Raw genomic sequence first — 26,145 nt, 5'->3', positions numbered from 1 at the left:
AACGGGGACTTCACGATGATCACAAGACCACCCCAGCTTCGCAAGCGCGCCATCCGTCTCGGTGGCGCGCTGGTCGCAATGGCGCTCGCGCTCAGTGGCTGCCAACACGACGAGGTCGTCACCGCCTCGATTCCCGGCGACTACAAGCAGCGCCACCCGATCGCGATCGAGGAGCAGAATCGCTCGATCGTCGTCTTCGTCGGCCATGCCCGCGGCGGACTGACCGCGGCCCAGCGCGCCGACGTGATGGGCGTCGCCTCGGCATGGCTGCGCGAAGGCACCGGCGCCATCCGCATCGACGTGCCGTCCGGCACGCCCAATGCACGACCGGTGGCGGACACGATGCGCGAAATCCAGGCGATGCTGGCCGCGGCGGGCGTTCCGCCGCGGGGGGTCAGCGTACGTCCCTACCAGCCCGAGGACAGGCGCTTCCTGCCGCCGATCCGTCTCACCTATTCCAAGATCGCAGCGATCGCAGGCCCCTGTGGCCTGTGGCCGGACGACATCGGCCCTTCGATGAAGAACAAGGGCTGGTTCGAGAACAAGGAATATTACAATTACGGCTGCGCCTATCAGCGCAACCTCGCAGCGATGGTCGACAATCCGTCGGACCTCGAGCAGCCGCGGCCTGAAACGCCGTCCTACACGCCCCGGCGCATCACCGGTCTCGAGAAGTATCGCAAGGGACTGACGAGCGCGACCACCTATCCCGAAGCCGACAAGGCCAAACTCAGCGACACCGGCAAATGATCAGCTACGCTCGCCAGACACACGAAGAGCAGCCGGAAGCCCCGCCTCCGCCGGTCGAGGAGCATATTGCGCCCTCGCCGCGCGTCTCGGTCCAGGCCTTCTGCGAGACGGTCGAGACCGCGGCCGCGGTGCAGTCGGCCGGCGAGGATCGCCGCCTCGGCAAAGCCCATCTGAAGATCCAGATGGGCGGCATGGCGGCCGCGATCGAAGCCTACCGCTCGGCCCCCACGCCGAACGTGATCGTGCTCGAGAGCGACGGCCGCAACGACCTCCTGGGAGGGCTCGATCAGCTCGCCACCGTCTGCGATGCCGGCACCCGCGTGGTCGTGATCGGCCGCATCAACGACGTCACGCTCTACCGCGAGCTGGTGCGCCGCGGCGTCAGCGACTATGTGCTCGCGCCGGTCGGCGCGATCGACGTCGTACGATCGATCTGCAACCTGTTCTCGGCGCCGGAAGCCAAGGCGGTCGGCCGCATCATCGCCGTGGTCGGCGCCAAGGGGGGCGTCGGGGCTTCCACCATCTCGCACAACGTCGCCTGGGCGATCGCGCGCAACCTCGCAATGGATGCCGTCGTCGCCGATCTCGACCTGGCCTTCGGGACCGCCGGGCTCGACTACAACCAGGATCCGCCGCAGGGCATTGCCGACGCCGTGTTCTCGCCCGATCGCGTCGACACCGCCTTTATCGACCGCCTGCTGTCGAAATGCACCGACCATCTCAGCCTGCTGGCGGCGCCGGCGACGCTGGACCGGGTCTATGATTTCGGCACCGACGCCTTCGACTCCGTGTTCGACACGCTGCGCTCCACCATGCCGTGCATCGTGCTCGACATTCCGCACCAATGGTCGGGCTGGACCAAGCGCGCCTTGATCGGAGCGGACGACATTCTGATCGTGGCCGCCCCCGACCTTGCCAATCTGCGCAATACCAAGAACCTGTTCGACCTGCTGAAGGCCGCGCGGCCCAACGACCGGCCGCCGCTCTACTGCCTGAACCAGGTCGGCGTGCCGAAAAGGCCCGAAATCGCCGCCGCGGAGTTCGCCAAGGCGATCGAGAGCCAGCCGATCGTCTCGATCCCGTTCGAGCCGCAGATCTTCGGTTCGGCGGCCAACAACGGCCAGATGATCGCGGAGATCTCCGCCAACCACAAGTCGATCGAGATGTTTCTTCAGATCGCCCAGCGCCTGACCGGCCGCAGCGAAACCAAGAAGCAAAAGTCGTCCCTGTTTTCACCCCTGATTGACAAGTTGCGGGGAAAATAGCCGCCGCATGGAGTTGTTAAGTGTTCGGTAAGCGTAGCGGAACAGACACCGACCTTCGGGCGCCCAAGCCCGGCGCCGTGTCGCTCGAGCCTGCCCAGGCTCCGGCGCCGACGGTGTCGCGCGCCCCGCCGCCGCCGGCCGTCGCCTCGCCGCCGCTTGCTCCCGCCAAGGCCCCGCCGCCCCCGGCCATGGAGAGCCGGCGTTCCGACAATTATTACGAGGTCAAGGCGACCATCTTCGGCGCGCTGATCGAGGCGATCGACCTCGCCCAGCTGGCCAAGCTGGATTCGGAATCCGCCCGCGAGGAAATCCGCGACATCGTCAACGAGATCATCGCGATCAAGAACATCGTGATGTCGATCGCCGAGCAGGAGGAACTGCTCGACGACATCTGCAACGACGTTCTCGGCTACGGCCCGCTCGAGCCGCTGCTGTCGCGCGACGACATCGCCGACATCATGGTCAACGGCGCCAACACCGTCTACATCGAGGTCGCCGGCAAGATCCAGCGCACCGGCATCCGCTTTCGCGACAACCAGCAGCTCCTCAACATCTGCCAGCGCATCGTCAGCCAGGTCGGCCGGCGCGTCGACGAATCCTCGCCGATCTGCGACGCGCGCCTCGCCGACGGCTCCCGCGTCAACGCCATCGTGCCGCCGCTGTCGATCGACGGCCCGACGCTCACCATCCGCAAGTTCAAGAAGGACAAGCTGACGCTGGATCAGCTCGTCAAGTTCGGCGCGATCTCGCCGGAGGGCGCCGAGATCCTCCAGATCATCGGCCGCGTCCGCTGCAACGTGCTGATCTCCGGCGGTACGGGCTCGGGCAAGACGACGCTGCTCAACTGCCTGACCAATTACATCGAGCACGACGAGCGCGTCATCACCTGCGAGGACGCCGCCGAGCTCCAGCTCCAGCAGCCCCATGTGGTGCGGCTGGAGACCCGCCCGCCCAACATCGAGGGCGAGGGCCAGGTCACCATGCGCGAATTGGTGCGCAACTGCCTGCGTATGCGGCCCGAACGCATCATCGTCGGCGAAGTCCGCGGACCCGAGGCGTTCGACCTGCTCCAGGCCATGAACACCGGCCATGACGGGTCGATGGGCACGCTGCATGCCAACAATCCGCGCGAAGCACTGTCGCGCTGCGAATCCATGATCACGATGGGCGGCTTTTCGCTGCCCTCGCGAACGATCCGCGAGATGATCTGCGCCTCGATCGACGTCATCGTCCAGGCCGCGCGCCTGCGCGACGGCTCGCGCCGCATCACCCACATCACCGAGGTGATGGGCATGGAAGGCGACACCATCATCACCCAGGACATCTTCCTCTACGACATGATCGGCGAGGACGCCAACGGCAAGATCATCGGCCGCCACCGCTCGACCGGCATCGGCCGTCCGAAGTTCTGGGAACGCGCCCGCTATTACGGCGAGGAGAAGCGCCTTGCCGCGGCTCTCGACGCCGCGGAAGTGGCGCCGACGACGTGAGCAGGTCAGCGACGCCATGAACATACAGGTCCTCGCCCTCGCATTTCTCGCCACCGCCGCGGTCGGCGGCATCGCCTGGGTCTTCCTCTATCCGCTGCTCTCCGGGGAACGGAAGGCGGAAAGCCGGCGCGCCTCCATCGCGCGTGCCGATGCGCCGATGGCGAAGCAGAGCGAAAAGAGCCAGCGTTCGCGCCGCGAGCAGGTCGAAACGTCGCTGAAGGATCTCGAAGCACGGCGTCAGCAGGAGAAGAGCGTTCCGCTCAACATCCGCCTTTCCCAGGCCGGCCTGGACTGGACGCCGCAGAAGTTCTGGATCGTGTCCGCAGTCGTGGCGGGCGTGCTGTTCGCGGCGGCCCTGTTCGTCGGCGGCGGCCTGCTCGGCGCCGCCGGTCTCGCGTTCGCCGGAGGTTTTGGCCTGCCGCGCTGGGCCCTCGGCTTCCTGAAGAAGCGCCGGGAAGACAAGTTCTTGAAGGCACTGCCCGACGCGGTCGACGTCATCGTCCGCGGCATCAAAGCCGGCCTGCCGCTGTTCGAATCGATCAAGGTCGTCGCGGCCGATTCGCCCGAGCCGCTGCGCAGCGAGTTCCTCGCCATCATCGAGACGCAGGCGATCGGCATGCCGCTGGGCGAGGCTTGCTCCCGCCTCTATGAGCGCATGCCGCTGCCCGAAGCCAACTTCTTCGGCATCGTCATCTCGATCCAGCAGAAATCGGGCGGCAACCTCTCCGAGGCGCTGGGCAACCTCTCCAAGGTGCTGCGCGAGCGCAAGAAGATGAAAGAGAAGATCCAGGCGATGTCGATGGAAGCCAAGGCCTCCGCCGGCATCATCGGCTCGTTGCCGCCGATCGTGATGTTCCTCGTCTATCTCACGACGCCGCACTACATCTCGCTGCTTTGGACTCATCCCACCGGCCAGCTGATGCTGGTCGGCTGCGTCATCTGGATGTCGATCGGCATCATGGTGATGAAGAAGATGATCAATTTCGACTTCTGACGGTGATGCATGGTCGAGTTCCTCGTTTCGAAACTGCATGACGTCCGCTTCATGACGATGCTGCTGGCGGCCATCGCCGCCAGCGCCACCGTCTATACGCTGGTGATGCCGCTGTTCGCCGGCGAGGGACTCTCCAAGCGCATGAAGGCGGTCGCGAGCGAACGTGAGCGCATTCGGCAGCGCGAGCGAGAGCGCCTTCACAAGAACGAAAAGGTCTCTCTGCGTCAGACCCCGAAGCAGCTCGTCTCCAAGGTCGTGGAGGACTTCAACCTCACCAAATGGCTGGCGCAAGAGGCGGCGCGAGACAAGCTGATCATGGCCGGTTACCGCGGCCAGGCGCCCTATATCACCTTCCTGTTTGCCCGCCTGGTCACGCCGATCGTGCTCTTCGTCGGCTCGCTTCTCTACGTCTTCGTGATCGCGCACATGGACAAGCCGGTGCCGATCAAGATCGGCATCTGCATCGGCGCGGCCTATCTCGGTCTCCAGGCGCCGATGCTGTTCCTCAAGAATGCGATCTCCAAGCGCCAGCTCTCCATCAAGCGCGCCTTTCCCGATGCGCTCGACCTGCTCCTGATCTGTATCGAATCCGGCATGTCGGTCGAAATGGCGTTCCGGAAGGTCGCCACCGAGATCGTGGGACAGTCGATCGCGCTGTCGGAGGAGTTCACGCTGACCACGGCCGAGTTGTCCTACCTGCAGGACCGCAAGGTCGCCTATGAGAATTTGGCGCGACGCACCGGGCTCGAGGGCGTCAAGTCGGTCTGTCTCGCGCTTCAGCAGGCGGAACGCTACGGCACCCCGCTCGGTCAGTCCCTGCGCGTCATGGCCCAGGAAAACCGCGACATGCGGATGACCGAGGCCGAGAAGAAGGCCGCCGCGTTGCCGCCGAAGCTGACGGTGCCGATGATCCTGTTCTTCCTGCCGGTGCTGTTCGTCGTCATTCTCGGACCGACCGGCATCAAGATCACCGAGATGCAGTGACACGAGCCGTCAACGGCGCGGTCCGCGGGACGGCTGCGAATGCTGAAGATCAGAGCTTTGATCAGTCGGGCTGGTTGAGCGCGGCGACCGGGGTCCGCTTCGGCCCGCCGCGATGATGGTCGCTGCGGCTCAGCATGTCCTTGAGATAGGCGACATTGGCCGCGGCCTGATCCGGCGGCAGATCCGCCTTCACGATGGTCTCGGCCTCGGCGAAACGGCCCTGCAGACCGACGACGAGGCCGAGATTCTGCCGCACCCGGCTGCTGGCGCGCGGCGAGGCGTAGGCTTGCCGCAACGCCTCTTCGGCCTTGGGCAGATCCTTCGACAGCATGTAGGACAGGCCGAGATTGGAAAGCACGCCGGGGTCACCCGGCGCGAGCTTGAGCGCGCTCGCATAATAGGAGCGCGCCTCCCCGTGACGGCCCATCTGGTCCAGCGCGGTGCCTTGCACCGAGAGCAGGCGCCAGTCCGGATTGTCAGGCGAATGCGCTTTCGACAAGACGTCGTAGGCCTGCTGGAAATTGCCGTTGTCGGCGAGCGCGCGGCCATACTGCGCGAGCAGCGCCTTGTTGCCGGGATTGGCGATGGTCGCCTGCTCCAGCACGGCGGCGGCCTGGGCGCGTTGGCCGTTGGCGCGCAAGGCCTGGCCATAGGCCAGCGCAGCCTCGGCGTCCTTGGGATTGGCGCGGTAGCGCTCGCCATAGACCTCGACGGCGCGCGCGGGATCGGTGGGCGCCGCCTCTGCCCGTGGTCCGCCGAGCGAGCCTGTCACGTCGGAGAGCTTCGACATGCCCGAGCAGCCGCCGAGGCCCATGGCGACCGCCGCGACCAGCGAGGTGGACGCAAGAAGCCGGGCGAGACTGAACCGTTGACGCATGACGCCTTCACTCTCGAGCCGATTGATCGAGCCGAACGCGTCAGCAATAGGCTGTTAACCCTAACGGCGGGTTAACGCCGCTTCGCAGGCCGCACCTCGCCGACATCTGCGGGATGCCTGCGCCAAGGCCCAAAGCCGAGCGCCCTCACCTGCCGGTCCGGATCCCGCAGCCATTGCCGCGTCTCAATATTCGATCGCAAGCCGCTTGCGGATTTCGTCGACGCGCTTGTCGAGCGCATCGAACCGCGCGTGGACCGAGCGGTCGTGGAGATAGAAGACGTAACCGCCGGCCAGGAGCGCAAAGATCCAATGGTGGTGCTCGACATAGCCAAAGATCGCCTCGACGGCATGGCCGATGAACATGACCACGCTCCACACAAATTCCATTGCATGTCCTCCCGGCGCGTTCGTCGTCGCCCGCCCGATCTCCAGCCCTGGCGACCCTTGCCGGAACCTAGCATGGCCCCCTTGCCGCGAGTAGCGCTCGCCGAAACGGTGTCAGCAATGCCGATTGCAGCCGCGACGAAACTCTGCGAAGTCTCGTTCGTTCGCATCACCCGTTTGATCCGACGATCCGGACCCGCCAATGCCCTTCTTCGAGACGCCATCCACCGCCATCCCGATCACGTTCGTCACCAAATCGAGCTGGGATCAGGTCGCCGAGGCGCTGCCGCCGCCGCAACGCCAGTTCGCCGCTTCATGCGCCTTTGCCGCCAAGCCCGGCGGTTATCTCGCCCTGCCCGCGCCCGATGGCGCGATCGCACAGGTGTTGTTCGGCCTCGAGGATGAGGGTGCAAGATCGCGCGACCTGTTCCGGCCCGGCGCGCTGCCCGGCCTCTTGCCGCCGGGCATCTATCGCTTTGCCAATGCGCCGCACGATACACGGCTGGCGGCGCTCGCCTTTGCGCTCGGCACCTACCGCTTCGCGCGCTACCGCAACGCTGACAGGCCCGAGGTCCGGCTGGTGCCGCCTGACGGCGTCGACCCGGCCGAGATCGAGCGGATTGCCGATGCCGCAATTCTCGCGCGCGACCTCATCAACACGCCGTCCAACGACATGGGGCCGGACGAGCTCGCCGCCGCCGCGCAAGCCCTCGCCGCCGAGTTCGGCGCGAGCTTCGCCTGCACCATCGGCGAGGAGTTGGAGAAGCACTTCCCGCTGATCCACGCCGTCGGCATGGCTTCCAGCCGCGCGCCGCGGCTGATCGACATCGGTTGGGGCGATCCCGATCATCCCAAGGTGACGCTGGTCGGCAAGGGCGTGTGTTTCGACACCGGCGGGCTCGACCTGAAGCCGTCGAGCGGCATGCTGATCATGAAGAAGGACATGGGCGGCGCCGCCAACGTGCTGGCGCTGGCGCGCATGGTGATGGATGCGAAGCTGAAGGTGCGCCTGCGCGTGCTGATTCCGGCGGTGGAGAACGCGGTTGCGGGCAATGCCTTCCGCCCACTCGATATCTTCACCTCGCGCAAGGGCATCACGGTCGAGATCGGCAACACCGACGCCGAGGGACGCCTGGTGCTCGCCGACGCGCTGGCGCTTGCCGACGAGGAGAAGCCCGACCTGCTGATCGACCTGGGCACGCTGACCGGCGCGGCGCGGGTCGCGCTCGGGCCGGATCTGCCGCCCTTCTACACCAATGACGAGACCCTCGCCGCCGACCTTGCGCGCTGCGCGGTGAAGGAGAACGATCCGTTGTGGCGCATGCCGCTGTGGCCGCCTTACGATCAGTGGCTGGACTCCAAGACGGCCACGGTCACCAACGCGCCATCGGGCGGCTTTGCCGGCTCGATCACCTGCGCGCTGTTCCTGCAACGCTTCGTCGAGCACGCCGGGAGCTGGCTGCACGTCGACATCTACGGCTGGACGCCGTCGGCCAAGCCGGCACGCCCCGAAGGCGGCGAGTGCCAGGCCGCGCGCGCCGTCTACACCTTGCTGAGCGAGCGCTATGCATGATCCGCGAATAACACCGGCGCGGGGCGACCTCGCCGCGAAATATCTCGAAGGCAAGGTGCAGGCGGATCGCTTCGTCGCGGGCGAGGAATTCGAGGTGATTGAGCCGGTCGCGCCGGTGCGCGAGCAGCCGTCCTCGAGCGCGATGCTGATGACGGAGGCCCTGCGCGGCGAACGCGTCACGATCTATGACCGCAACGGCGAGGGTTGGGCGTGGGGACAGCTCAATGGCGATGGCTATGTCGGCTGGCTGCCGGATGCCGCGCTCGTGAAGCCGTCGGCCACCCCGACCCACGTGGTCAGCGCATTGCGGACGTTCGCCTTCCCCGGCCCGTCGATCAAGCTACCGCCGGCCGAGACGCTCGTGATGGGATCCAGACTCGCCGTGGCCCGCGAGGACGGCAGCTTTGCCGTGACGCACGACGGCAGATACCTGCCGAGAACGCATCTCGCTGCGCTCGATCATCGCGAGCCGGATTTCGTCGCAATCGCCGAGCGCTTCGTCGGCACGCCCTATCTCTGGGGCGGCAAGAGCAGTCTCGGCATCGACTGCTCCGGCCTCGTTCAGGTCTCGCTGACCGCGGCGGGGCTCGGCTGCCCGCGCGACAGCGACATGCAGCTCGCCGGTCTCGGCCGCGCACTGGAGCCGCATGAGCAAAGCCAATTGCGGCGCGGCGATCTGATCTTCTGGAAGGGGCATGTCGCGATCGCCCGCGACGGCAGCACCATGGTTCACGCCAACGCGTATCACATGGCGACAATGATCGAGCCGATCGAGCCGGCCATTGCGCGAATCAGGCAGGCCGGCAGCGAGGTCGTTGCGATCAAGCGGCTCTGACGGGGCTTACGTCGCCACCGAGCCGTTCCCCGCCGTCTCCAGGCGGAAGGCCGCCGCGAACAGCGCGCGCGTGTAATCCGTCTTCGGGTTCTTGAACAGCTCGGCGGCCTGTCCCTCCTCGACGACCTTGCCGCCGCGCATCACGATCAAATGGCTCGCAAGCGAGGCGACGACGCGCAGATCGTGCGAGATGAACATGTAGGTGAGCTCGCGCTTGCGCTGCAGCTCGCGCAACAGATCGACCATCTGCGCCTGGAACAGCATGTCGAGCGCGCTGGTCGGCTCGTCCAGCACGACGAAATCCGGCTCCAGCACCACCGCGCGTGCGATGCTGATGCGCTGGCGCTGGCCGCCGGAGAATTCGTGGGGGTAGCGGAAGCGGGTATCGGGCTTCAGCCCGACGTCTTCCAGCGCCTTGACGACGCGCGCCTCACGCTCCTCACGCGACAGCTTCGGCTGATGCACGGAGAGGCCTTCGGCGATGATGTCGGCGATCGACATGCGCGGCGAGAGCGAGCCGAACGGGTCCTGAAACACGATCTGCATGTCGCGCCGGAACGGACGCATCTCCTTGAAGCGCAGGCCCTGGATATCCTTGCCCAGGAACACGATGCGTCCGTTCGAGGAGATCAGCCGCAGCAGAGCCAGACCCAGCGTGGTCTTGCCCGAGCCGGATTCGCCGACCACACCGAGCGTCTCGCCCTTGCGCACGGCGACGCTGACACCGTCGACCGCCTTGATGTGGCCGACCGTTTTGCGCATCAGGCCGCGCTTGATCGGAAACCACACTTTCAGATCGTTGACCGACATCACCACCGGTGCGTCCGGCTGCGGCGGCGCCGGATCCGGCTTCGGCTCCGCTGCGAGCAGGTCGCGGGTATAGGGATGCTTCGGCGTCTTGAAGACCTGCTCGACCGGCCCCTGCTCGACGATCTGACCGCCCTTCATGACACAGACGGTGTCGGCGATGCGGCGCACGATGCCGAGATCGTGGGTGATGAACAGCAGGCTCATGCCGAGCCGCGAGCGGATGTCGGCGAGCAGGGCCAGGATCTGCGCCTGCACGGTGACGTCGAGCGCCGTGGTCGGCTCGTCCGCGATCAACAGATCCGGCTCGTTGGCGAGCGCCATCGCGATCATCACGCGCTGGCGCTGGCCGCCGGAAAGCTGATGCGGATAGCTGTTCAGCCGCGTCTCGGGCTCGGGAATGCCGACCTGCGTCAGCAGCTCCAGCGTTCGCCTGCGGGCCTCCGCGTTGCTGGTCGGATTATGCAGCTGGATGATCTCGCCGATCTGCGCCTCGATCGTGTGCAGCGGATTGAGCGAGGTCATCGGCTCCTGGAAGATGATGGAGATATCGCTGCCACGAATCTCCCGCATCTCCTGCTCGGAGCGATCGATCAGCTCCTGCCCCTTGAAGCGGATGCTGCCCGAGGGATGCGAGGCGTTCGGATAGGGCAGCAGCTTGAGGATCGAAAGCGCGCTGACCGACTTGCCGGAGCCGGATTCGCCGACCAGCGCCAGGCATTCGCCGCGCTTGATCTGGAACGAGACCTTGTCGACCGCGAGCGTGGTGGCGCCGCCCTGGTGGAAAGCCACCGAGAGGTCGCGAACGGCAAGCAGGGGCTGGTTGATCGCGTCCATGACCTTACCTGAACGTCTTGCGCGGATCGAAGGCGTCGCGCACCGCTTCGCCGATGAAGATCAGGAGCGACAGCATGATCGCGACCGAGAAGAAGCCGGAGAAGCCGAGCCAGGGCGCCTGCACGTTGGACTTGGCCTGCGACAGCAATTCGCCGAGCGAAGGCGATCCGGGCGGCAGGCCGAAGCCCAGGAAATCGAGCGCCGTCAGCGTCATCACCGAGCTCGACACGATGAAGGGCAGGAACGTCATGGTCGCAACCATCGCATTCGGCAGCAGGTGGCGGAACATGATGACCGGATTGGACACGCCGAGCGCCCGCGCCGCCTGGATGTATTCGAAGTTGCGCCCGCGCAGGAACTCGGCCCGCACGAGACCGACCAGCGAGACCCAGGAGAACAACAGGAGGATGCCGAGCAGCACGAAGAAGCCGGGCACGAGCACCGAGGACAGGATCAGGAGAAGATAGAGCGAGGGAATCGCCGTCCAGATCTCGATGAAGCGCTGGAAGATCAGATCGACCCGACCGCCGAAATACCCCTGCACCGCGCCCGCGGCGATGCCGATGACGGACGAGACGATGGTGAGGCAAAGGCCGAACAGCACCGAGATGCGGAAGCCATAGATCAGCCGCGCGACGACGTCGCGGCCCTGATCGTCCGTGCCGAGCCAGTTGTATTCGAGGTCGCGGCAGCTCTTCAGCCCCTTCTTCTCCACCACCGGCTGGCACTGCTTCTCGGTCAGCATCCAGGTCGGCGGCGACGGCGCCGGCGTCGGCAGGTCGAGATTGTGCGTGTCGTAGGAATAGCGGATCAGCGGCCAGACGATGCTGCCGTTCTTGTCCTTGATCAGCTTCTGCAAGTACGGATCGCGATAGTCGGCCGCCGTCTCGAAGTCACCGCCGAAGGTGGTTTCCGAATAGGTCACGAAAGCGGGCCAATAGAGCCGGCCGTCGAACTTGATCAGGAAGGGGCGGTCGTTGGCGATCAGCTCGGCGAACAGCGAGACCACGAACAAGGCGATGAAGATCCCAAACGACCAGTAGCCGCGCCGGTTGGCCTTGAAGTTCTGCCAGCGCCGCCGGTTGAGCGGCGAAGGCGCAAACGGCTTGCGCGTGATCGGAACGGCGTCGCCGAGGGGCGACTTCGCTGTGGTTTCGATCGGCGTCGGCGCGGTCAGCGTCATCAGACCTCCCGCGCCTCGAAGTCGATCCGGGGGTCGATCCACATATAGGTGAGGTCGGAGACCAAATTGATCACGAGGCCGACCAGCGAAAAGATGTAGAGCGTGCCGAACACCACGGGATAGTCGCGGTTGAGCACGCTCTCGAAGCTGAGCAGCCCGAGCCCGTCCAGCGAGAAGATGGTCTCGATCAGCAGCGAGCCCGAAAAGAAGGCGTGGATGAAGGTGCCGGGGAAGCCCGCGATCACGATCAGCATCGCGTTGCGGAAGACATGGCCGTAAAGCACCCGGCCCTCGCTGCAACCCTTGGCGCGCGCAGTCATGACGTATTGCTTGCGGATCTCGTCCAGGAACGAGTTCTTGGTCAGGAACGTCATGGTGGTGAACGCGCCCAATCCCATCGCGATCAGCGGCAGCGTCAGATGCCAGAAATAATCGATGATCTTCCAGTACCAGGGAAACTGCGACCAGCCGTCCGAGGTCAGTCCGCGCAGCGGGAACCAATTGAAGAAGGAGCCGCCGGCAAACAGGATGATGAGCAGGATCGCGAACAGAAAGCCGGGAATCGCATAGCCCAGCACGAGAATGGTCGACGTCCAGGTGTCGAAGCGCGTGCCGTCCTTGACCGCCTTGCGGATGCCGAGCGGGATCGAGATCAGGTAGGTGATCAACGTCAGCCAGATCCCGAGCGAGATCGAGACCGGCAGCTTTTCCTTGATGAGCTGGAGCACGCTGACGTCGCGGAAATAGCTCTTGCCGAAATCGAAGCGGGCGAAATTCCACACCATCAGCGCGAAGCGTTCAGGGGCCGGCTTGTCGAAGCCGAACTGTGCCTCGAGCTTCTTGATGAAATCGGGATCGAGGCCCTGCGCGCCGCGGTATTTCGAGTTGATGGCATCGCCGCCGGCACCGACTTGCCCCGGCGCGCGCTGTGCAAAGTCACTGCCGCCCGAAATGCGCGAGGTGCCGCCGGTATCGGCCCCCGAAAGTTGCGCGATCACGCGCTCGACCGGGCCGCCCGGCGCGAACTGTACCACGACGAAGGAGACGAAGAGGATGCCGAGCAGGGTCGGAATCATCAGGAGGAGACGGCGGGCGATATAGGCGCTCATGATTATTTCGCCTGCTCCAGCTTGGCGGCCTTGGCCGGTTCATGCCACCAGATATCGGGCGCGCCCACGCCGTTGGCGTAACGCGGCAGCTTCGGCGGATGACCGAACTGGTCCCAGTAAGCCAGCCGATGCGTCTTGTTGTACCATTGCGGCACCCAATAGCGGCCGGCGCGGAACAGACGATCGAACGCGCGGCAAGCGACGGTCAGCTCCTCGCGGCTGTCGGCCGCCATGATCTTCTCGATCATGGCGTCGATGGCCGGGCTGGCGACGCCCGCAAGATTGTACGAGCCCTTGGTATTCGCGACCTGCGAGGAGAAGAACGCGCGCATGGCATCGCCAGGCGTCGCCGACATGCTGAAGCGCTGGATCGTCATGTCGAAGTCGAAATCCTCCACGCGCGCGCGATATTGCACGGCATCGACGAGGCGGAGGCTTGCTTCGATGCCGAGCGTTGCCAAATTCTTGATATACGGCGCGTGATGCGGCTGGAGCGAGGGCTCCTCCGCCAGGAATTCGATCTTGAATACCTCTCCGCTCGGCAGCATTCGCTTGCCATCCTTGATCGGATAGCCGGCTTCGTTGAGCAGCTGCTGCGACTTGCGCAAGAGAGCGCGGTCCTGCCCCGATCCGTCGGAAACCGGCGGCGCGAAGGGCGCAGCGAACACTTCGCCGGGAACCTGGCCCCGGAACGGCTCCAGCAGCTTCAGCTCTTCCGGCGACGGCGGCCCGTTGCTCGCCATGAGATCGGAGTTCTGGAACGGTGACACCGTACGCGCATAGGCGCCGTACATGATGGTCTTGTTGGTCCATTCGAAGTCAAAAGCATCGATCAGGGCCTCGCGCACGCGCGGGTCCTTGAACTTGTCGCGCCTTGTATTGATGAACCAGCCCTGCGCGCCGGACGGCGTGTCGTCGGGCACGACCTCGAGCTTGACGCGCCCCTCCTTGACGGCGGCGAAATCGTAGCGCGTCGCCCAGATGCGCGAGGTGAATTCCTCGCGGTAGAGATAGTTCTTGCCGGTGAATCCCTCGAAGGCGACGTCGCGGTCGCGATAGAACTCATAGCGCACGACATCGAAATTATAGGTGCCGCGGCAGGGCGGCAGATCAGCAGCCCACCAGTCCTTCACCCGCTCGTACTCGATGTAGCGATTGACCTCGAACTTGCTCACCTTGTACGGACCCGATCCCAGTGGAATCTCCAGAGACGATTCATCGAACGGGCGAGAGGCGTAATAGGCCTTCGAGAAGATCGGCAGGCTCGCGGCATAGAGCGGCACGTCGCGCGCCCGCCCCTTGGCAAAGGTGACGACGAGCGTTGCATCGTCGACCGCTTCCGCGCCGACCATGTCGCGGAGCTGCACCAGGATCAGGGGATGCCCCTTGGTCTTCAGCGCCATCAGCGAAAACGCCGCATCGTGCGCCGTGAGCTTGGTGCCGTCGTGGAATTTCGCCTCCGGCCGCATCGTGAAGCGGTAGACCAACCTGTCCGGCGAGATCTGCACGGATCTGGCGGCGAGCCCATACATCGCATCGGGCTCGTCGCTCGCGCGCACCATCAGCGGCGCGAATGTCATGTCCATGCCTTGCGCGCCATCGCCCTTCAGGATGAAGGCGTTGAGCGAGTTGAAGGTCTGGTAGGACTGGTTATAGGCCCGCACCGACGGAATCAGCGAGAACGTGCCGCCCTTCGGCGCATCGACGTTGACGTAGTCGAAATGGTGGAAATCGGCGGGATATTTGAGATCGCCGAACGCCGAGATGCCGTGCGCCTCGGTCCCGGCTTCCGTTGCACCCGCACGGCGCAACGGCGCCCCCATGGACGCCCCGAGGGCGCCGCCAACACCCAAGGCCAGCACGTGGCGGCGTGACATCTGCGTCATGCGGGGAATATCCTTCACGACTTCTTTGCGATCCGCGCCGCCTTGTCTGCGTCGTACCACCAGATGAACGGGAAGCCGGACTGACCGTATCTCGGCAATTCCGCCGGCCGGCCGAAGCGGTCCCAGCGCGCCGTACGGATCTTGTTGTAGGTCCACTGCGGCACGACGTAGTGATTCCACAGCAGCACGCGGTCGAGAGCCTTGGTGGCTGCGACGAGATCATCGCGATCGGTGGCGTAGATCAAGCGCTCGATCAGCTTGTCGATGGCCGGATTCTTGATGCCCGCGATATTGCGCGACCCCGCGATATCGGCCGACTTGGACGACCAGAACTCGCGCTGCTCGTTACCCGGCGACTGCGACTCGCCCCACGAGTTGGTGACGATGTCGAAATCCCACTCGCGCGTCCTGTTCTCGTACTGGGTCGGATCGACTGTCCGCACGCTGACGGCAATGCCGAGCCGCTCCAATGACGGCTTGTAGAACAGGGTGATCCGCTCGAAGCTCGGATCCGAGTTCAGCAGTTCCAGGGTGAACTGGGCGCCGGTCTTGACGTCGACCAGCTTGCGGTCGCGCACCTCGTAGCCTGCTTCCTTGAACAGGCGCAGCGCCTCGCGCAGATTCTCGCGCACAGCCTCCGGACTGCCCCCCACTGGATTGCTGTAGGCCGTCGTGAAGACTTCGGCTGGGACCTGGGCGCGCACGGTCTCGAGGATCTCGAGCTCCTTGCCCTGCGGCAAGCCGGTCGCCATGAGCTCCTCGATACCGTCGAAATAGCTGCTGACGCGCTTGTACTGGCCGTAGAAGATCTGCTTGTTCATCTCCTCGAAGTCGAACGCGAAGTTGAGCGCACGGCGCACGCGCGGGTCGCTGAACTTGCCGCGGCGCAGGTTCGGCACGAAGGCCTGCATCACGCCTGAGCTGCGATTGACGAACTCCTCGAGGATCACACGCTTGTCGGTCACGGCCGGGAAGTCGTAGGCGGTCGCCCAATTCTTCGCGCTGTTCTCGGTGCGCCAGTCGACCTGGTCGGCCTTGAAGGCCTCGATCGCCACGGTGGCGTCGCGGAAATATTCGTAGCGCAGCTCGTCGAAATTGTTGCGGCCGACATTGGCAGGCAAGTCGCGGCCCCAATAATCCTTGACCCGTTCAAGTGCGATCGACCGTCCTGCAACGAAGTCCTTGACCCGGTAGGGACCGGAGCCGAGCGGCACTTCGAGCGTCGTCGCCGAAACGTCCCGCTTGCGGCCCTGCGCGTCGGTCCCCTCCCACCAATGCTTCGGCAGGACCGTGAGCTGGCCGACGATCTGCGGCAGCTCGCGGTTGCCCGGCGCGTCGAACACGAATTTCACCTCGCGCTCGCCCACCTTCTCCGCCCGGACCACATGGCTGTAATAGGCCGAGTACATCGGGTGGTGCTTCTTGAAGGAATCGAGCGAGAAGATCACGTCGTCCGCCGTCACCGGCTTGCCGTCGTGCCATTTGGCCTGCGGCCGCAAGCGGTAGGTGACGAAGGAGAAATCGTCGGGATGGCTGACGGCCTCGGCCAGCGCACCGTACTCGGTCGAGACCTCGTCGAGCGAGGCCGTCATCAGGGATTCGTAGATGAATGCGACGGCACCTGCGACCTGCCCCTTCACGCCCGACACGACGATGTTGAAATTGTCGAAGGTGCCGACGGCGATCTGGCGGGCGACGCCGCCCTTGGGCGCTTCCGGATTGACGTAGTCGAAGCGCTTGAAGTCAGCGGGGTACTTGACCTTCCCGAACAGCGACAGGGCATGACGCCAAGGCAGCTCAGTTGCGGATTGCGCCTGCGCTGGGCCGATGGCGGGAACGCCGGCCGCGGAACCGAGGACGGGAAGCGCTGCGGCCGCAGTGCCTGTGAGCAGGAGATCGCGTCGGGTAATGGCCAAATCAACATCCCTGTCTTGAAGGAGGCTACTCCTTTAAGTTCCCAATATAGGCGAGGTTTCGACCGAATATGTTGCTTTTTCCTCATCTTGAAGGGCCGGATGGCCCGCCAGATGCGGCCAAACGCCCCGATAAATTCACCGGGAGGCCCGGGTACGAAAACGGCCAGGCTTCTTAAGCCTGGCCGCCTCTTCCAAGACAGATTGTTGAGGCCTTACTTCGAGGCCGTCGGCAGCGGCTGCGGATGCTCCGACAGCGAATTCAGATAGGCGATGACGTCGGCGCGCTCGGTATCCTTGGCAATACCGGCGAAGCCCATCGCGGTGCCCGGGATAAAGCCCTTCGGATTGGCGATGAACTTGTTGAGATCGTCGAACGTCCAGTTGCCGCCCTTGGCCTTGATGGCGGCCGAGAAGTTGAAGCCACCACGACCCTGGCCCTTCGGCTCGCCGACGACGCCATAGAGGTTCGGCCCGACGCGATTCGGGCCGCCCTTCTCGAAGGTGTGGCAGGCGCCGCACTTCTTGGCGGCGGCGGCGCCCTTCTCGATGGAGGCGGTCTGGAGCAGCTTTTCGATCGGCTCGGACGGTGCGGCCGCGGCGGCGCCTTCCTTGCCGTGGCCGGCATCTTCCTTCACCGCAATCTCGAAGCCCGGCTTTTCCGGCACTTTGGGCGAGAACAGCGCATTCGCGGTGAAGCTCGTCACCAGCAAGAAGAGACAGGTGCCGAGCACGGCACCGAGAATTTTATTTAGTTCGAAAGAGTCCATTTCCGGCCAGGCCCCACACCGCAAGAAGGATCGAGCGGCCGGGCGGCCGCCAGGACGAGCCTCGGGAGAATCAACACTTCGCTATCGTTTCCCCGAGTTTTGCCATTGAGATATCGGTTTGCCCGGGGTCTGGCAACCCGTATAAGCGAGCCGGCTTCAGGCTCGTCCCCACCCCCGTGCTCGGCGCGAAAAACGCCCCATTTCCAGACCCTTGCCTCCAAGAACTTGCCCCAAGAACTTGACCCCATGATCGACCCTCGCATCCTGGTGCTGATCCCGGCCCGCATGGCCGCCACCCGCCTGCCCGGCAAGCCGCTCGCCGATATCGCGGGCCTGCCGATGATCGTGCACGTGCTGCGCCGGGCCGAGGCCGCTGCCATCGGCCGGGTCGCGGTCGCAACCGACACGCCGGAGATCGCCTCGGTCGTCACCGCCCATGGCGGCGAGGCGGTGATGACCCGCCCCGATCACCCCTCCGGCTCCGACCGCATCCATGAGGCCATGCAGAAGCTCGATCCGGAAGGAAGGGCCGAGATCGTGGTCAATCTGCAAGGGGATTTCCCAACCATCACGATCGACAACATCCGTGAGGTGCTGCCTCCCCTGCAAGACCCGGCCGTGGACATCGCGACCCTGGCCTCGCAGATCCACACCGAGGAAGAGGACCTCGCGCCGAGCGTGGTGAAGGCGATCGGAACCTCGCTTGGCGGCAGGCGGATGCGCGCACTTTACTTTACCCGCGCGACGGCCCCCTACGGCGACGGACCGCGGTACCACCATATCGGGCTCTATGCCTACCGCCGCGCCGCGCTGGAGCGCTACGTCTCGCTTCCGCCGTCTCCGCTGGAATTGCAGGAGAAGCTCGAGCAGCTCCGCGCGCTGGAGGCCGGAATGCGCATCGACTTCACCATCGTGGATACAGTGCCCCGCGGAGTTGATACGCCGGCGGACCTGGAAACCGCCCGCAGCATCCTTTCCAAATCCTGAGCCGCTGTTACAAGGCCGATCATGAGCAAGATGAAGATCGCATTCCAGGGCGAACCCGGAGCCAATTCCCACATCGCCATCGTCGAGGCCTATCCGGACGCCGAGCCGATGCCCTGCGCCACCTTCGAGGACGCGCTGTCGGCGATCTCGTCCGGCGAGGCCGATCTCGGCATGATCCCGATCGAGAATTCGGTGGCGGGCCGCGTCGCCGACATCCATCATCTCCTGCCGGCCTCCGGTCTCTTCATCATCGGCGAATGGTTTCTCCCCGTTCGGCATCAGCTGATGGCGGTGAAGGGGACCAGGCTCGAGGACATCAAGAGCGTCGAGAGCCATGTGCATGCGCTCGGCCAGTGCCGCCGCATCATCCGCAAGCTCGGCATCAAGCCGATCGTTCACGCCGATACCGCCGGCAGCGCCCGCGACATTTCCGAGCGCAAGGACAAGACGGTGGCCGCGATCGCCTCGCGCCTCGCCGCAAAGATCTATGGCCTCGACATCCTCGCCGAGGACATCGAGGACGAGGCCCACAACACCACGCGCTTCGTGGTGCTGGCGCGCGAGCCGAAATGGGCCGCGCAGGGCTCCGGCCCGCTGGTCACGACGTTCGTTTTCCGGGTGCGCAATTTGCCGGCCGCGCTCTACAAGGCGCTCGGCGGCTTTGCCACCAACGGCGTCAACATGACCAAGCTCGAAAGCTACATGGTCGACGGCAATTTCTTCGCCACGCAGTTCTACGCCGACGTCGACGGCCACCCCGAGGACAAGGGGCTCGCCTTCGCCATCGAGGAGCTGAAATTCTTCTCGCGCGAATTCCGCATCGTCGGTGTCTATCCCGGCCATCCGTTCCGCGCGACCTTCAGCGAATCGCGGCAGGACTAGCCGCATGTCCCGGACGCGCGCAGCGCGAGCCGGGACCCAGAGGCTGCGAGACACCGGGTTGCGATGGGCCCCGGCTCTGCAGCGCACCGCTGAAGAAGCGCTGCGCTGCGTCCGGGGCACGAGACCGCTTACGCCGCGCTCTTCGCCAGCCCGAACGCCTCCGCCAGCAGCGAATACGACCTTTTCCGCGCCTCGTGATCATAAACGGCGGTGATGACCATCAATTCGTCCGGCTTGCTCGCCTCGATCAGCGGCTGCAGCTTCTTCTGCACGGTCGCGGGGCTGCCGACGAACAGGCGGGAACGGTTGCGCAGGATAGAGGTGCGCTCGGCGTCGGAATAGGGATAGGCCTGCGCCTCCTCGACGCTCGGTAGCGGCAAATACTGACCGCGGTCGCGGCGCAGCCTGTTGAGGTCGAAGGAGCTGGCGAGCCGTTCAGCCTCCTCGTCGGTATCGGCTGCGATGGCGGCGACCGCGAGGATCGCGTGCGGGCTCGCGCGCCAGGCCGAGGGCTGGAAGCGATTGCGGTAATGCACCATCGCATCGACAGCATCGTGGGAGGCGAAGTGATGGGCGAAGGCGAAGCCCATGCCGATCTGCGCTGATAGCTCCGAGGAATAGTCGCTGGAGCCGAGCAGCCAGATCGGCGGCAGGGCCGTATCGTCGGGCATCGCGACGACGTTGTTGTAGGGGTGCCCGGCGGGGAATTCGCGCGTCTGCCACAGGATCAGTTCGTGCAGCCGCTCCAGAAAATCATCACCCTCGCGGCGATCGAGCCGGCTGCGCAGCGCGTAAGCCGTCGCACCGTCGGTGCCGGGCGCGCGGCCGAGGCCAAGGTCGATGCGGCCGGGAAACAGCGCCTCCAGCATCTTGAAGCGCTCGGCTACCACCAACGGGGCGTGGTTGGGCAGCATCACCCCGCCGGAGCCGACGCGGATATGCTTCGTCACCGCCGCGATCTGGCCGATCATGAGGTCGGGCGCAGGGCTCGCGACGGAGGCGAGGTTGTGATGCTCGGCGAGCCAATAGCGGACATAGCCGAGGCCGTCGACATGGCGCGCCAGATCGATGCTGTTGCGTAGCGCCGCGGCTGGCTTGGTGCCGGTGGTGACGACGGAGAGGTCGAGAACGGAGAGCGGGATCATGGCGGCCTAACGTAGTGGACGGCCGCGCCGCGGCAATGGGGCGGCTGCGCAGGTCTGGCGTGTGCCGGCCGCGAGCAGATGCGGCAGCCCGGGGGCGAAGCGATGGGCCAATTAACATCTAGGTAACGATCGTGTGGATTTGCCCACCGGCTAGAACTAACCACATCTCGGCTCCTCACTTACACAACTAATTGATATTTAATAAATCTTCTGGAAGACGGATCATCCCACTAGAATCCATTCGCGACCGATAATTCCAAAAAATCTGACAGAAGTGGGCCATTTCCCATTCCCGATGGGCTGTCGATCAAGTCGCCTTTGGCTTATCTTGGGCGCCATGTGAGCTGACCGTCGGCCGCCGAATCCGGCGCCGAGACTTTGGCGGCGGCAAAGCTGGAGTGAGTGGGGCCATGACCGATCTGACGATTCCTGCCCGGGCCGACGGGCAAGACGGGCACCTGAAGCGGCCTGCGATCTCCTTCGAGTTCTTTCCACCCAAGACCGAGGAGATGGAGCGCAATCTCTGGGAGACCATCAACCGGCTCGCCCTGCTCGACCCGAAATTCGTCTCGGTGACCTACGGCGCCGGCGGCTCCACCCGCGAGCGCACCCATGCGACCATCGCCCGGATCCTGAAGGAAACCGCGCTGCTGCCGGCGGCGCACCTGACCTGCGTCGGCGCCTCGCGCGGCGAGATCGACGAGATCGTCGACCGCTATCACGAGGTCGGCGTCCGCCACATCGTCGGCCTGCGCGGCGATCCCGCCGGCGGCATCGGCACGCCCTATGCCAGCCATCCCGACGGCTACCAGAGCTCGGCCGAGCTCGTCGCCGGGATCAAGAAGCGGCACGCCGATATCGAAGTGTCCGTCTCGGCCTATCCCGAGAAGCATCCCGAGGCGCGCGACTTCGACGCCGACATCGACACGCTGAAGGCCAAGGTGGACGCCGGCGCGACCCGCGCGATCACCCAGGTGTTCTTCGACAACGATCTCTACTTCCGCTATCTCGACCGCGTCCGCGCCCGCGGCATCGATATTCCGATCGTGCCGGGCATCATGCCCATGCACAATTTCAAGCAGGCCCGGAATTTCGTCACCCGCGCCGGCACCACGGTGCCGGACTGGTTCGCCGCGAAATTCGAGGGCCTCGACGACGATGCCGAGACCCGCAAGCTGGTGGCCGCGACCGTTGCGGCCGGCCAGGTGCAGAAGCTCGCCAAGCACGGCGTCGACACCTTCCATTTCTACACCATGAACCGCGCCGATCTCGTGTTCGCGATCTGCCATTTGCTCGGCATCCGCGCCAAGAGCGTCCAGAAGGCTGCGTGAGAGAAAATGACCGTCCCCGTTTCCGCCAAGCGAACTGCCCTGCTCAACGCCGCCCGCGAGCGCATCCTGGTGCTCGACGGCGCCATGGGCACGATGATCCAGAATCTGCAGCTCGACGAGCAAGCCTTCCGCGGCGAGCGCTTCAAGGACTTCCATCGCGACCTGCGCGGCAACAACGATCTCTTGATCCTGACCCAGCCGCAGGCGATCGAGGACATCCACGCCGCCTATTTGCGCGCCGGCGCCGACATCGTCGCGACCAACACGTTCTCCACCACGTCGATCGCGCAGGCCGACTACGACCTCGCCGACATCGTCTACGAGATGGCGCGTGAAGGCGCCCGCCTCGCCGGCAACGCCGCACGGCGCGTCGAGGCCGAGGACGGCAAGCCGCGCTTCGTCGCCGGCGCCATCGGCCCGACCAACCGCACCGCCTCCATCTCGCCTGATGTCTCCAATCCCGGCTACCGCGCCGTCACCTTCGACGATTTGCGCAAGTCCTATGGCGAGCAGATCCGCGGCATGCTCGACGGCGGCGTCGACCTCCTGCTGGTCGAGACAATCTTCGACACGCTGAACGCCAAGGCGGCGCTCTATGCGATCGCCGAGATCACGGAAGAGCGCGGCATCGATATGCCCGTGATGGTGTCGGGCACCATCACCGACAAGTCCGGCCGCCTGCTCTCGGGCCAGATGCCGGAGGCGTTCTGGAATTCGGTGCGGCACGCCAAGCCCGTCACCATCGGCTTCAACTGCGCGCTCGGCGCCGAGGATCTGCGCGCGCATATCGCAGACATCGGCCGCGTCGCCGATACGCTGGTCTGTGCCTATCCCAACGCCGGCCTGCCCAACGAGTTCGGCCAGTATGACGAGAGCCCGGAATACATGGCGCGGCTGATCGGCGAGTTCGCGCGCGACGGCCTCGTCAACATCGTCGGCGGCTGCTGCGGCACCACGCCGGACCATATCGCGGCGATTGCAGCGGCCGTCGCCCCGCACAAGCCGCGCATCGTTCCCGAGATCGAACCGCGCTTGCGGCTGTCCGGCCTCGAGCCGTTCGTGCTGACGGACGCGATTCCGTTCGTCAACGTCGGCGAGCGCACCAACGTCACGGGCTCCGCCCGCTTCCGCAAGCTGATCACCGCCGGCGACTACACCGCCGCGCTCCAGGTCGCGCGCGACCAGGTCGAGAACGGCGCGCAGATCATCGACGTCAACATGGACGAGGGCCTGCTCGATTCCGAAGCGGCGATGGTGACCTTCCTCAACCTCGTCGCCGCCGAGCCCGACATCGCCCGGGTCCCAGTGATGGTCGATTCCTCGAAATTCTCGGTGATCGAGGCCGGCCTGAAATGCGTGCAGGGCAAGCCGGTGGTCAACTCGATCTCGATGAAGGAGGGCGTGGAGAAGTTCATTCACGAGGCCAAGATCGCGCGGCGTCATGGCGCGGCCGTCGTGGTGATGGCGTTCGACGAGGTCGGGCAGGCCGACACGTTCGCGCGCAAGACCGAGATCTGCAAGCGCGCCTACGACATCCTGGTGAACAAGGTCGGCTTCCCGCCTGAGGACATCATCTTCGATCCGAACGTGTTCGCGATCGCGACCGGCATCGAGGAGCACAACAATTACGGCGTCGACTTCATCGAGGCGACGCGCTGGATCCGGCAGAACCTGCCGGGCGCGCATGTCTCGGGCGGCGTCTCCAATCTCTCCTTCTCGTTCCGTGGCAACGAGCCGGTGCGCGAGGCCATGCACTCGGTGTTCCTGTATCACGCCATCAAGGCCGGCATGGACATGGGCATCGTCAATGCCGGGCAGATGATCGTCTATGACGACATCGATCCGGAGCTGCGCCAGACCTGCGAGGACGTCGTCCTCAACCGCGACGCGGGCGCGTCCGAGCGGCTGCTGGCACTCGCCGAAAAATTCCGCGGCAAGAAGACGGAAAGCAGGGAAGCCGATCTCGCCTGGCGCGAGTGGCCGGTGGAGAAGCGACTGTCGCATTCGCTGGTGCACGGCATCACCGAATTCATCGAGCAGGACACCGAGGAAGCCCGCAAGACGTCCTCGCGTCCGCTCGACGTGATCGAGGGGCCGCTGATGGCCGGCATGAACGTGGTCGGCGACCTCTTCGGCGACGGCAAGATGTTCCTGCCGCAAGTCGTCAAGTCCGCGCGCGTGATGAAGCAGGCGGTGGCCTGGCTGATGCCGTTCATGGAGGAGGAGAAGGCGCGCAACCTCGCCAATGGCATCGGCACCGAGGGTTCCTCATCCGCCGGCAAGATCGTGCTTGCGACGGTGAAGGGCGACGTCCACGACATCGGCAAGAACATCGTCGGCATCGTGCTCCAGTGCAACAATTTCGAGGTCATCGATCTCGGCGTGATGGTGCCCGCGGCCAAGATCGTCGAGACCGTGAAGGCGGAGAAGGCCGACATCGTCGGCCTCTCGGGCCTGATCACGCCCTCGCTCGACGAAATGGCGTTCTTCGCCGGCGAATTGCAGCGCGAAGGCCTGAAGCTGCCGCTCCTGATCGGCGGCGCCACCACCAGCCGCGTGCATACCGCGGTCAAGATCGACCCGAGCTACCGCGCCGGCCCCGTCGTCCACGTCAACGACGCCAGCCGCGCCGTCGGCGTCGCCTCCTCGCTGCTCTCGCCCGAGAAGCGCGAGGCCTATGCCGCCGAGGTGCGCGCCGAATACGCCAAGATCTCGGAGGCGCATCTGCGCGCGCAGGCCGACAAGAAGCGGCTGAAGCTGGCTGACGCCCGCGCCAACCGCGTGCCGGTCGATTTCACCGCCAACAAGCCGGTGAAGCCGACCTTCCTCGGCATCCGCAGCTTCGACGACTACGATCTCGCCGAGCTGATCGACTACATCGACTGGACGCCGTTCTTCCAGACCTGGGAGCTCGCGGGACGCTTCCCCGCCATCCTCGACGATGCCAAGGTCGGCGAGGTCGCGCGCTCGCTCTATGACGACGCACGCAAGATGCTCGACACCATCGTCAAGCAGAAATGGTTCCGGGCCCGCGCGACGATCGGCTTCTGGCCGGCCAATGCAGATGGCGACGACATCGTGCTCTATGCCGACGAGAACAGGACCAAAAGCATCGCGACGCTGCACACGCTGCGCCAGCAGCTGGAGAAGCGCGAAGGCCGCTTCAACGCGGCGCTCGCCGACTTCGTTGCCCCCGCGGGCGTGCCCGACTATATCGGCGGCTTCGTGGTCACCGCCGGGATCGGCGAGGACGCGGTCGCCGACCGCTTCAAGATGGCCAACGACGATTACTCCTCGATCCTGTGCAAGGCGCTGGCCGACCGCCTCGCTGAAGCCTTCGCCGAGCGCATGCATGCCCGCGTGCGCCGCGAGTTCTGGGCCTATGCCCCGGATGAGGCGCTCTCCAGCGAGGAGCTGATCCTGGAGAAGTACCAGGGCATCCGCCCGGCGCCGGGCTATCCTGCCCAGCCCGACCACACCGAGAAGGCGACGCTGTTCGAGCTGCTCGATGCGGAGGCGACGGCCGGCGTGAAGCTGACCGAGAGCTTTGCGATGTGGCCGGGCTCGTCTGTCTCCGGGCTCTATTTTGCCAGCCCCGAGAGCTATTATTTCGGCGTCGGCAAGATCGAGCGCGACCAGGTCGAGGACTATGCCGCGCGCAAGGGCATTAGCGTCGCGGAAGCCGAGCGCTGGCTGGCGCCGGTGCTGAACTACATTCCGTCACGAGAGGACAAGGCCTTCGCGGCAAAGCCGGCGAACGACGAACCGTCGAACGACCTCGCCTCGCATCCTCCGGGCTGCACCTGCGCGGTGCACCTCGTCTGGCAGAAGAAGCGCGCCGGGGCGGGGTAGGCCTGCCCGCCAAACAAAAAGTGCGAAAACAACCCCATGCACAGTAGAATGGGGTTGAAAAGATTGACGAATTTCGGCCGTGCCGAAGCCGCGTTTGCGGCGTCGGGCAAAACAGGGGCAGGATGGCATCATCGGCTGCTGTGGGGCCCTGGCGACTCCCACGGATGCAGGTGCCTTTCGCCTCTTCTCGATCTCGTGCCCCGGTCGCTGCGCAGCACGAAGTGATGCGCTGCAGAGCCGGGGCCCACGTCTCCCAGCAATCCGTGCCTCTGGGTCCGGCTCTGCAGCGCA

The 26,145-nt window shown here is 65.2% G+C and carries 20 protein-coding genes; 11 read left to right on the top strand and 9 right to left on the bottom strand.

The features are described 5' to 3' along the window. Window positions 1-15 precede the first annotated feature (15 nt). The 5 genes from DCM80_RS17525 to DCM80_RS17505 are packed head-to-tail and all read left to right on the top strand — an operon-like array spanning window position 16 to window position 5,483. A complete protein-coding gene (locus DCM80_RS17525) occupies window positions 16-750 on the top strand; it encodes a CpaD family pilus assembly protein (RefSeq protein ID WP_257192847.1) in 735 nt (244 codons plus the stop codon). Continuing rightward, window positions 747-2,015 (top strand): AAA family ATPase, encoded by a 1,269-nt coding sequence (locus DCM80_RS17520; protein WP_257192846.1) that lies wholly within the window; start codon window positions 747-749, stop codon window positions 2,013-2,015. Before DCM80_RS17525 ends, DCM80_RS17520 begins: the two co-directional genes overlap by 4 nt. 20 nt (window positions 2,016-2,035) lie before the next feature. Next, complete coding sequence (locus DCM80_RS17515; protein ID WP_028138538.1) at window positions 2,036-3,505, top strand: CpaF family protein; 1,470 nt, start codon at window positions 2,036-2,038, stop codon at window positions 3,503-3,505. Window positions 3,506-3,521: 16 nt separating this feature from the next. Next, a complete protein-coding gene (locus DCM80_RS17510) occupies window positions 3,522-4,499 on the top strand; it encodes a type II secretion system F family protein (protein WP_257192845.1) in 978 nt (325 codons plus the stop codon). Window positions 4,500-4,508: 9 nt separating this feature from the next. After that, the gene (locus DCM80_RS17505) at window positions 4,509-5,483 is read left to right on the top strand and encodes a type II secretion system F family protein (protein WP_028138540.1); all 975 of its coding nucleotides are present in this window, start codon (window positions 4,509-4,511) and stop codon (window positions 5,481-5,483) included. A 61-nt stretch (window positions 5,484-5,544) separates the two neighbouring features. Here DCM80_RS17505 and DCM80_RS17500 read toward each other — a convergent pair whose 3' ends face one another. After that, on the bottom strand, window positions 5,545-6,360 hold the full coding sequence (locus DCM80_RS17500) for a tetratricopeptide repeat protein (protein WP_257192844.1): 816 nt from the start codon (window positions 6,358-6,360) through the stop codon (window positions 5,545-5,547). Window positions 6,361-6,543: 183 nt separating this feature from the next. After that, window positions 6,544-6,747 carry a hypothetical protein gene (locus DCM80_RS17495; protein ID WP_257192843.1) on the bottom strand — a complete coding sequence of 68 codons (204 nt, stop codon included), beginning with the start codon at window positions 6,745-6,747 and terminating at the stop codon, window positions 6,544-6,546. 199 nt (window positions 6,748-6,946) lie between these two features. Here DCM80_RS17495 and DCM80_RS17490 point away from each other — a divergent pair, with 199 nt between their 5' ends. Continuing rightward, complete coding sequence (locus tag DCM80_RS17490; protein WP_257192842.1) at window positions 6,947-8,317, top strand: M17 family metallopeptidase; 1,371 nt, start codon at window positions 6,947-6,949, stop codon at window positions 8,315-8,317. Then, window positions 8,310-9,152 (top strand): C40 family peptidase, encoded by an 843-nt coding sequence (locus tag DCM80_RS17485; protein ID WP_257192841.1) that lies wholly within the window; start codon window positions 8,310-8,312, stop codon window positions 9,150-9,152. The genes DCM80_RS17490 and DCM80_RS17485 overlap by 8 nt, the downstream gene beginning before the upstream one ends. Before the next feature lie 6 nt (window positions 9,153-9,158). Here the strand turns inward: DCM80_RS17485 and DCM80_RS17480 are convergent, their stop codons facing one another. The 6 genes from DCM80_RS17480 to DCM80_RS17455 form a co-directional block, all read right to left on the bottom strand. Next, window positions 9,159-10,796 (bottom strand): ABC transporter ATP-binding protein, encoded by a 1,638-nt coding sequence (locus tag DCM80_RS17480; protein WP_257192840.1) that lies wholly within the window; start codon window positions 10,794-10,796, stop codon window positions 9,159-9,161. Window positions 10,797-10,800: 4 nt separating this feature from the next. Next, entirely contained in the window at window positions 10,801-11,979 is a 1,179-nt protein-coding gene (locus DCM80_RS17475; protein WP_257192839.1) for an ABC transporter permease, read from the bottom strand. Beyond that, window positions 11,979-13,088, bottom strand: coding sequence for a microcin C ABC transporter permease YejB (locus tag DCM80_RS17470; protein ID WP_028138547.1), 1,110 nt, complete (start codon window positions 13,086-13,088; stop codon window positions 11,979-11,981). The genes DCM80_RS17475 and DCM80_RS17470 overlap by 1 nt, the downstream gene beginning before the upstream one ends. Window positions 13,089-13,090: 2 nt before the next feature. Then, window positions 13,091-14,974 carry an extracellular solute-binding protein gene (locus DCM80_RS17465; RefSeq protein WP_257192838.1) on the bottom strand — a complete coding sequence of 628 codons (1,884 nt, stop codon included), beginning with the start codon at window positions 14,972-14,974 and terminating at the stop codon, window positions 13,091-13,093. Window positions 14,975-14,988: 14 nt separating this feature from the next. Further along, window positions 14,989-16,890: an extracellular solute-binding protein gene (locus tag DCM80_RS17460; RefSeq protein WP_257192837.1), complete on the bottom strand. Its 1,902-nt coding sequence runs from the start codon at window positions 16,888-16,890 to the stop codon at window positions 14,989-14,991. Between the two features lie 212 nt (window positions 16,891-17,102). Beyond that, complete coding sequence (locus DCM80_RS17455) at window positions 17,103-17,657, bottom strand: cytochrome c family protein (RefSeq protein WP_257192836.1); 555 nt, start codon at window positions 17,655-17,657, stop codon at window positions 17,103-17,105. A gap of 246 nt (window positions 17,658-17,903) precedes the next feature. Between DCM80_RS17455 and DCM80_RS17450 the strand changes: the two genes are divergently transcribed. Together DCM80_RS17450 and DCM80_RS17445 are read left to right on the top strand one after the other, a co-directional pair. Beyond that, complete coding sequence (locus tag DCM80_RS17450; RefSeq protein WP_257176613.1) at window positions 17,904-18,644, top strand: 3-deoxy-manno-octulosonate cytidylyltransferase; 741 nt, start codon at window positions 17,904-17,906, stop codon at window positions 18,642-18,644. Window positions 18,645-18,665: 21 nt separating this feature from the next. Next, entirely contained in the window at window positions 18,666-19,526 is an 861-nt protein-coding gene (locus tag DCM80_RS17445; RefSeq protein ID WP_257192835.1) for a prephenate dehydratase, read from the top strand. Window positions 19,527-19,654: 128 nt separating this feature from the next. Here DCM80_RS17445 and DCM80_RS17440 read toward each other — a convergent pair whose 3' ends face one another. Then, window positions 19,655-20,671 (bottom strand): LLM class flavin-dependent oxidoreductase, encoded by a 1,017-nt coding sequence (locus DCM80_RS17440; RefSeq protein ID WP_257192834.1) that lies wholly within the window; start codon window positions 20,669-20,671, stop codon window positions 19,655-19,657. 410 nt (window positions 20,672-21,081) lie between these two features. Here DCM80_RS17440 and metF point away from each other — a divergent pair, with 410 nt between their 5' ends. Next, a complete protein-coding gene (metF, locus tag DCM80_RS17435; RefSeq protein ID WP_257176609.1) occupies window positions 21,082-22,002 on the top strand; it encodes a methylenetetrahydrofolate reductase [NAD(P)H] in 921 nt (306 codons plus the stop codon). Between the two features lie 6 nt (window positions 22,003-22,008). Next, a complete protein-coding gene (metH, locus tag DCM80_RS17430; protein WP_257192833.1) occupies window positions 22,009-25,854 on the top strand; it encodes a methionine synthase in 3,846 nt (1,281 codons plus the stop codon). The last annotated feature ends 291 nt before the right edge of the window (window positions 25,855-26,145 follow it).

This window comes from Bradyrhizobium sp. WBOS08 (assembly GCF_024585125.1).
Taxonomy (GTDB): Bacteria; Pseudomonadota; Alphaproteobacteria; order Rhizobiales; family Xanthobacteraceae; genus Bradyrhizobium; species Bradyrhizobium japonicum_B.
The sequence above is the reverse complement of the archived record's forward strand: the minus strand, read 5'-3'. Positions and strand labels throughout refer to the sequence as shown.

Coding starts and splice junctions, on each gene's coding strand:
- DCM80_RS17500 (WP_257192844.1), bottom strand. CDS start 6,360: ATGCGTCAACGGTTCAGTCTCGCCCGGCTTCTTGCGTCCACCTCGCTG.
- DCM80_RS17440 (WP_257192834.1), bottom strand. CDS start 20,671: ATGATCCCGCTCTCCGTTCTCGACCTCTCCGTCGTCACCACCGGCACC.
- DCM80_RS17470 (WP_028138547.1), bottom strand. CDS start 13,088: ATGAGCGCCTATATCGCCCGCCGTCTCCTCCTGATGATTCCGACCCTG.
- DCM80_RS17480 (WP_257192840.1), bottom strand. CDS start 10,796: ATGGACGCGATCAACCAGCCCCTGCTTGCCGTTCGCGACCTCTCGGTG.
- DCM80_RS17510 (WP_257192845.1), top strand. CDS start 3,522: ATGAACATACAGGTCCTCGCCCTCGCATTTCTCGCCACCGCCGCGGTC.
- DCM80_RS17455 (WP_257192836.1), bottom strand. CDS start 17,657: ATGGACTCTTTCGAACTAAATAAAATTCTCGGTGCCGTGCTCGGCACC.
- DCM80_RS17450 (WP_257176613.1), top strand. CDS start 17,904: ATGATCGACCCTCGCATCCTGGTGCTGATCCCGGCCCGCATGGCCGCC.
- DCM80_RS17490 (WP_257192842.1), top strand. CDS start 6,947: ATGCCCTTCTTCGAGACGCCATCCACCGCCATCCCGATCACGTTCGTC.
- DCM80_RS17525 (WP_257192847.1), top strand. CDS start 16: ATGATCACAAGACCACCCCAGCTTCGCAAGCGCGCCATCCGTCTCGGT.
- metH (WP_257192833.1), top strand. CDS start 22,009: ATGACCGTCCCCGTTTCCGCCAAGCGAACTGCCCTGCTCAACGCCGCC.
- DCM80_RS17475 (WP_257192839.1), bottom strand. CDS start 11,979: ATGACGCTGACCGCGCCGACGCCGATCGAAACCACAGCGAAGTCGCCC.
- DCM80_RS17520 (WP_257192846.1), top strand. CDS start 747: ATGATCAGCTACGCTCGCCAGACACACGAAGAGCAGCCGGAAGCCCCG.
- DCM80_RS17505 (WP_028138540.1), top strand. CDS start 4,509: ATGGTCGAGTTCCTCGTTTCGAAACTGCATGACGTCCGCTTCATGACG.
- metF (WP_257176609.1), top strand. CDS start 21,082: ATGACCGATCTGACGATTCCTGCCCGGGCCGACGGGCAAGACGGGCAC.
- DCM80_RS17485 (WP_257192841.1), top strand. CDS start 8,310: ATGCATGATCCGCGAATAACACCGGCGCGGGGCGACCTCGCCGCGAAA.
- DCM80_RS17495 (WP_257192843.1), bottom strand. CDS start 6,747: ATGGAATTTGTGTGGAGCGTGGTCATGTTCATCGGCCATGCCGTCGAG.
- DCM80_RS17465 (WP_257192838.1), bottom strand. CDS start 14,974: ATGACGCAGATGTCACGCCGCCACGTGCTGGCCTTGGGTGTTGGCGGC.
- DCM80_RS17445 (WP_257192835.1), top strand. CDS start 18,666: ATGAGCAAGATGAAGATCGCATTCCAGGGCGAACCCGGAGCCAATTCC.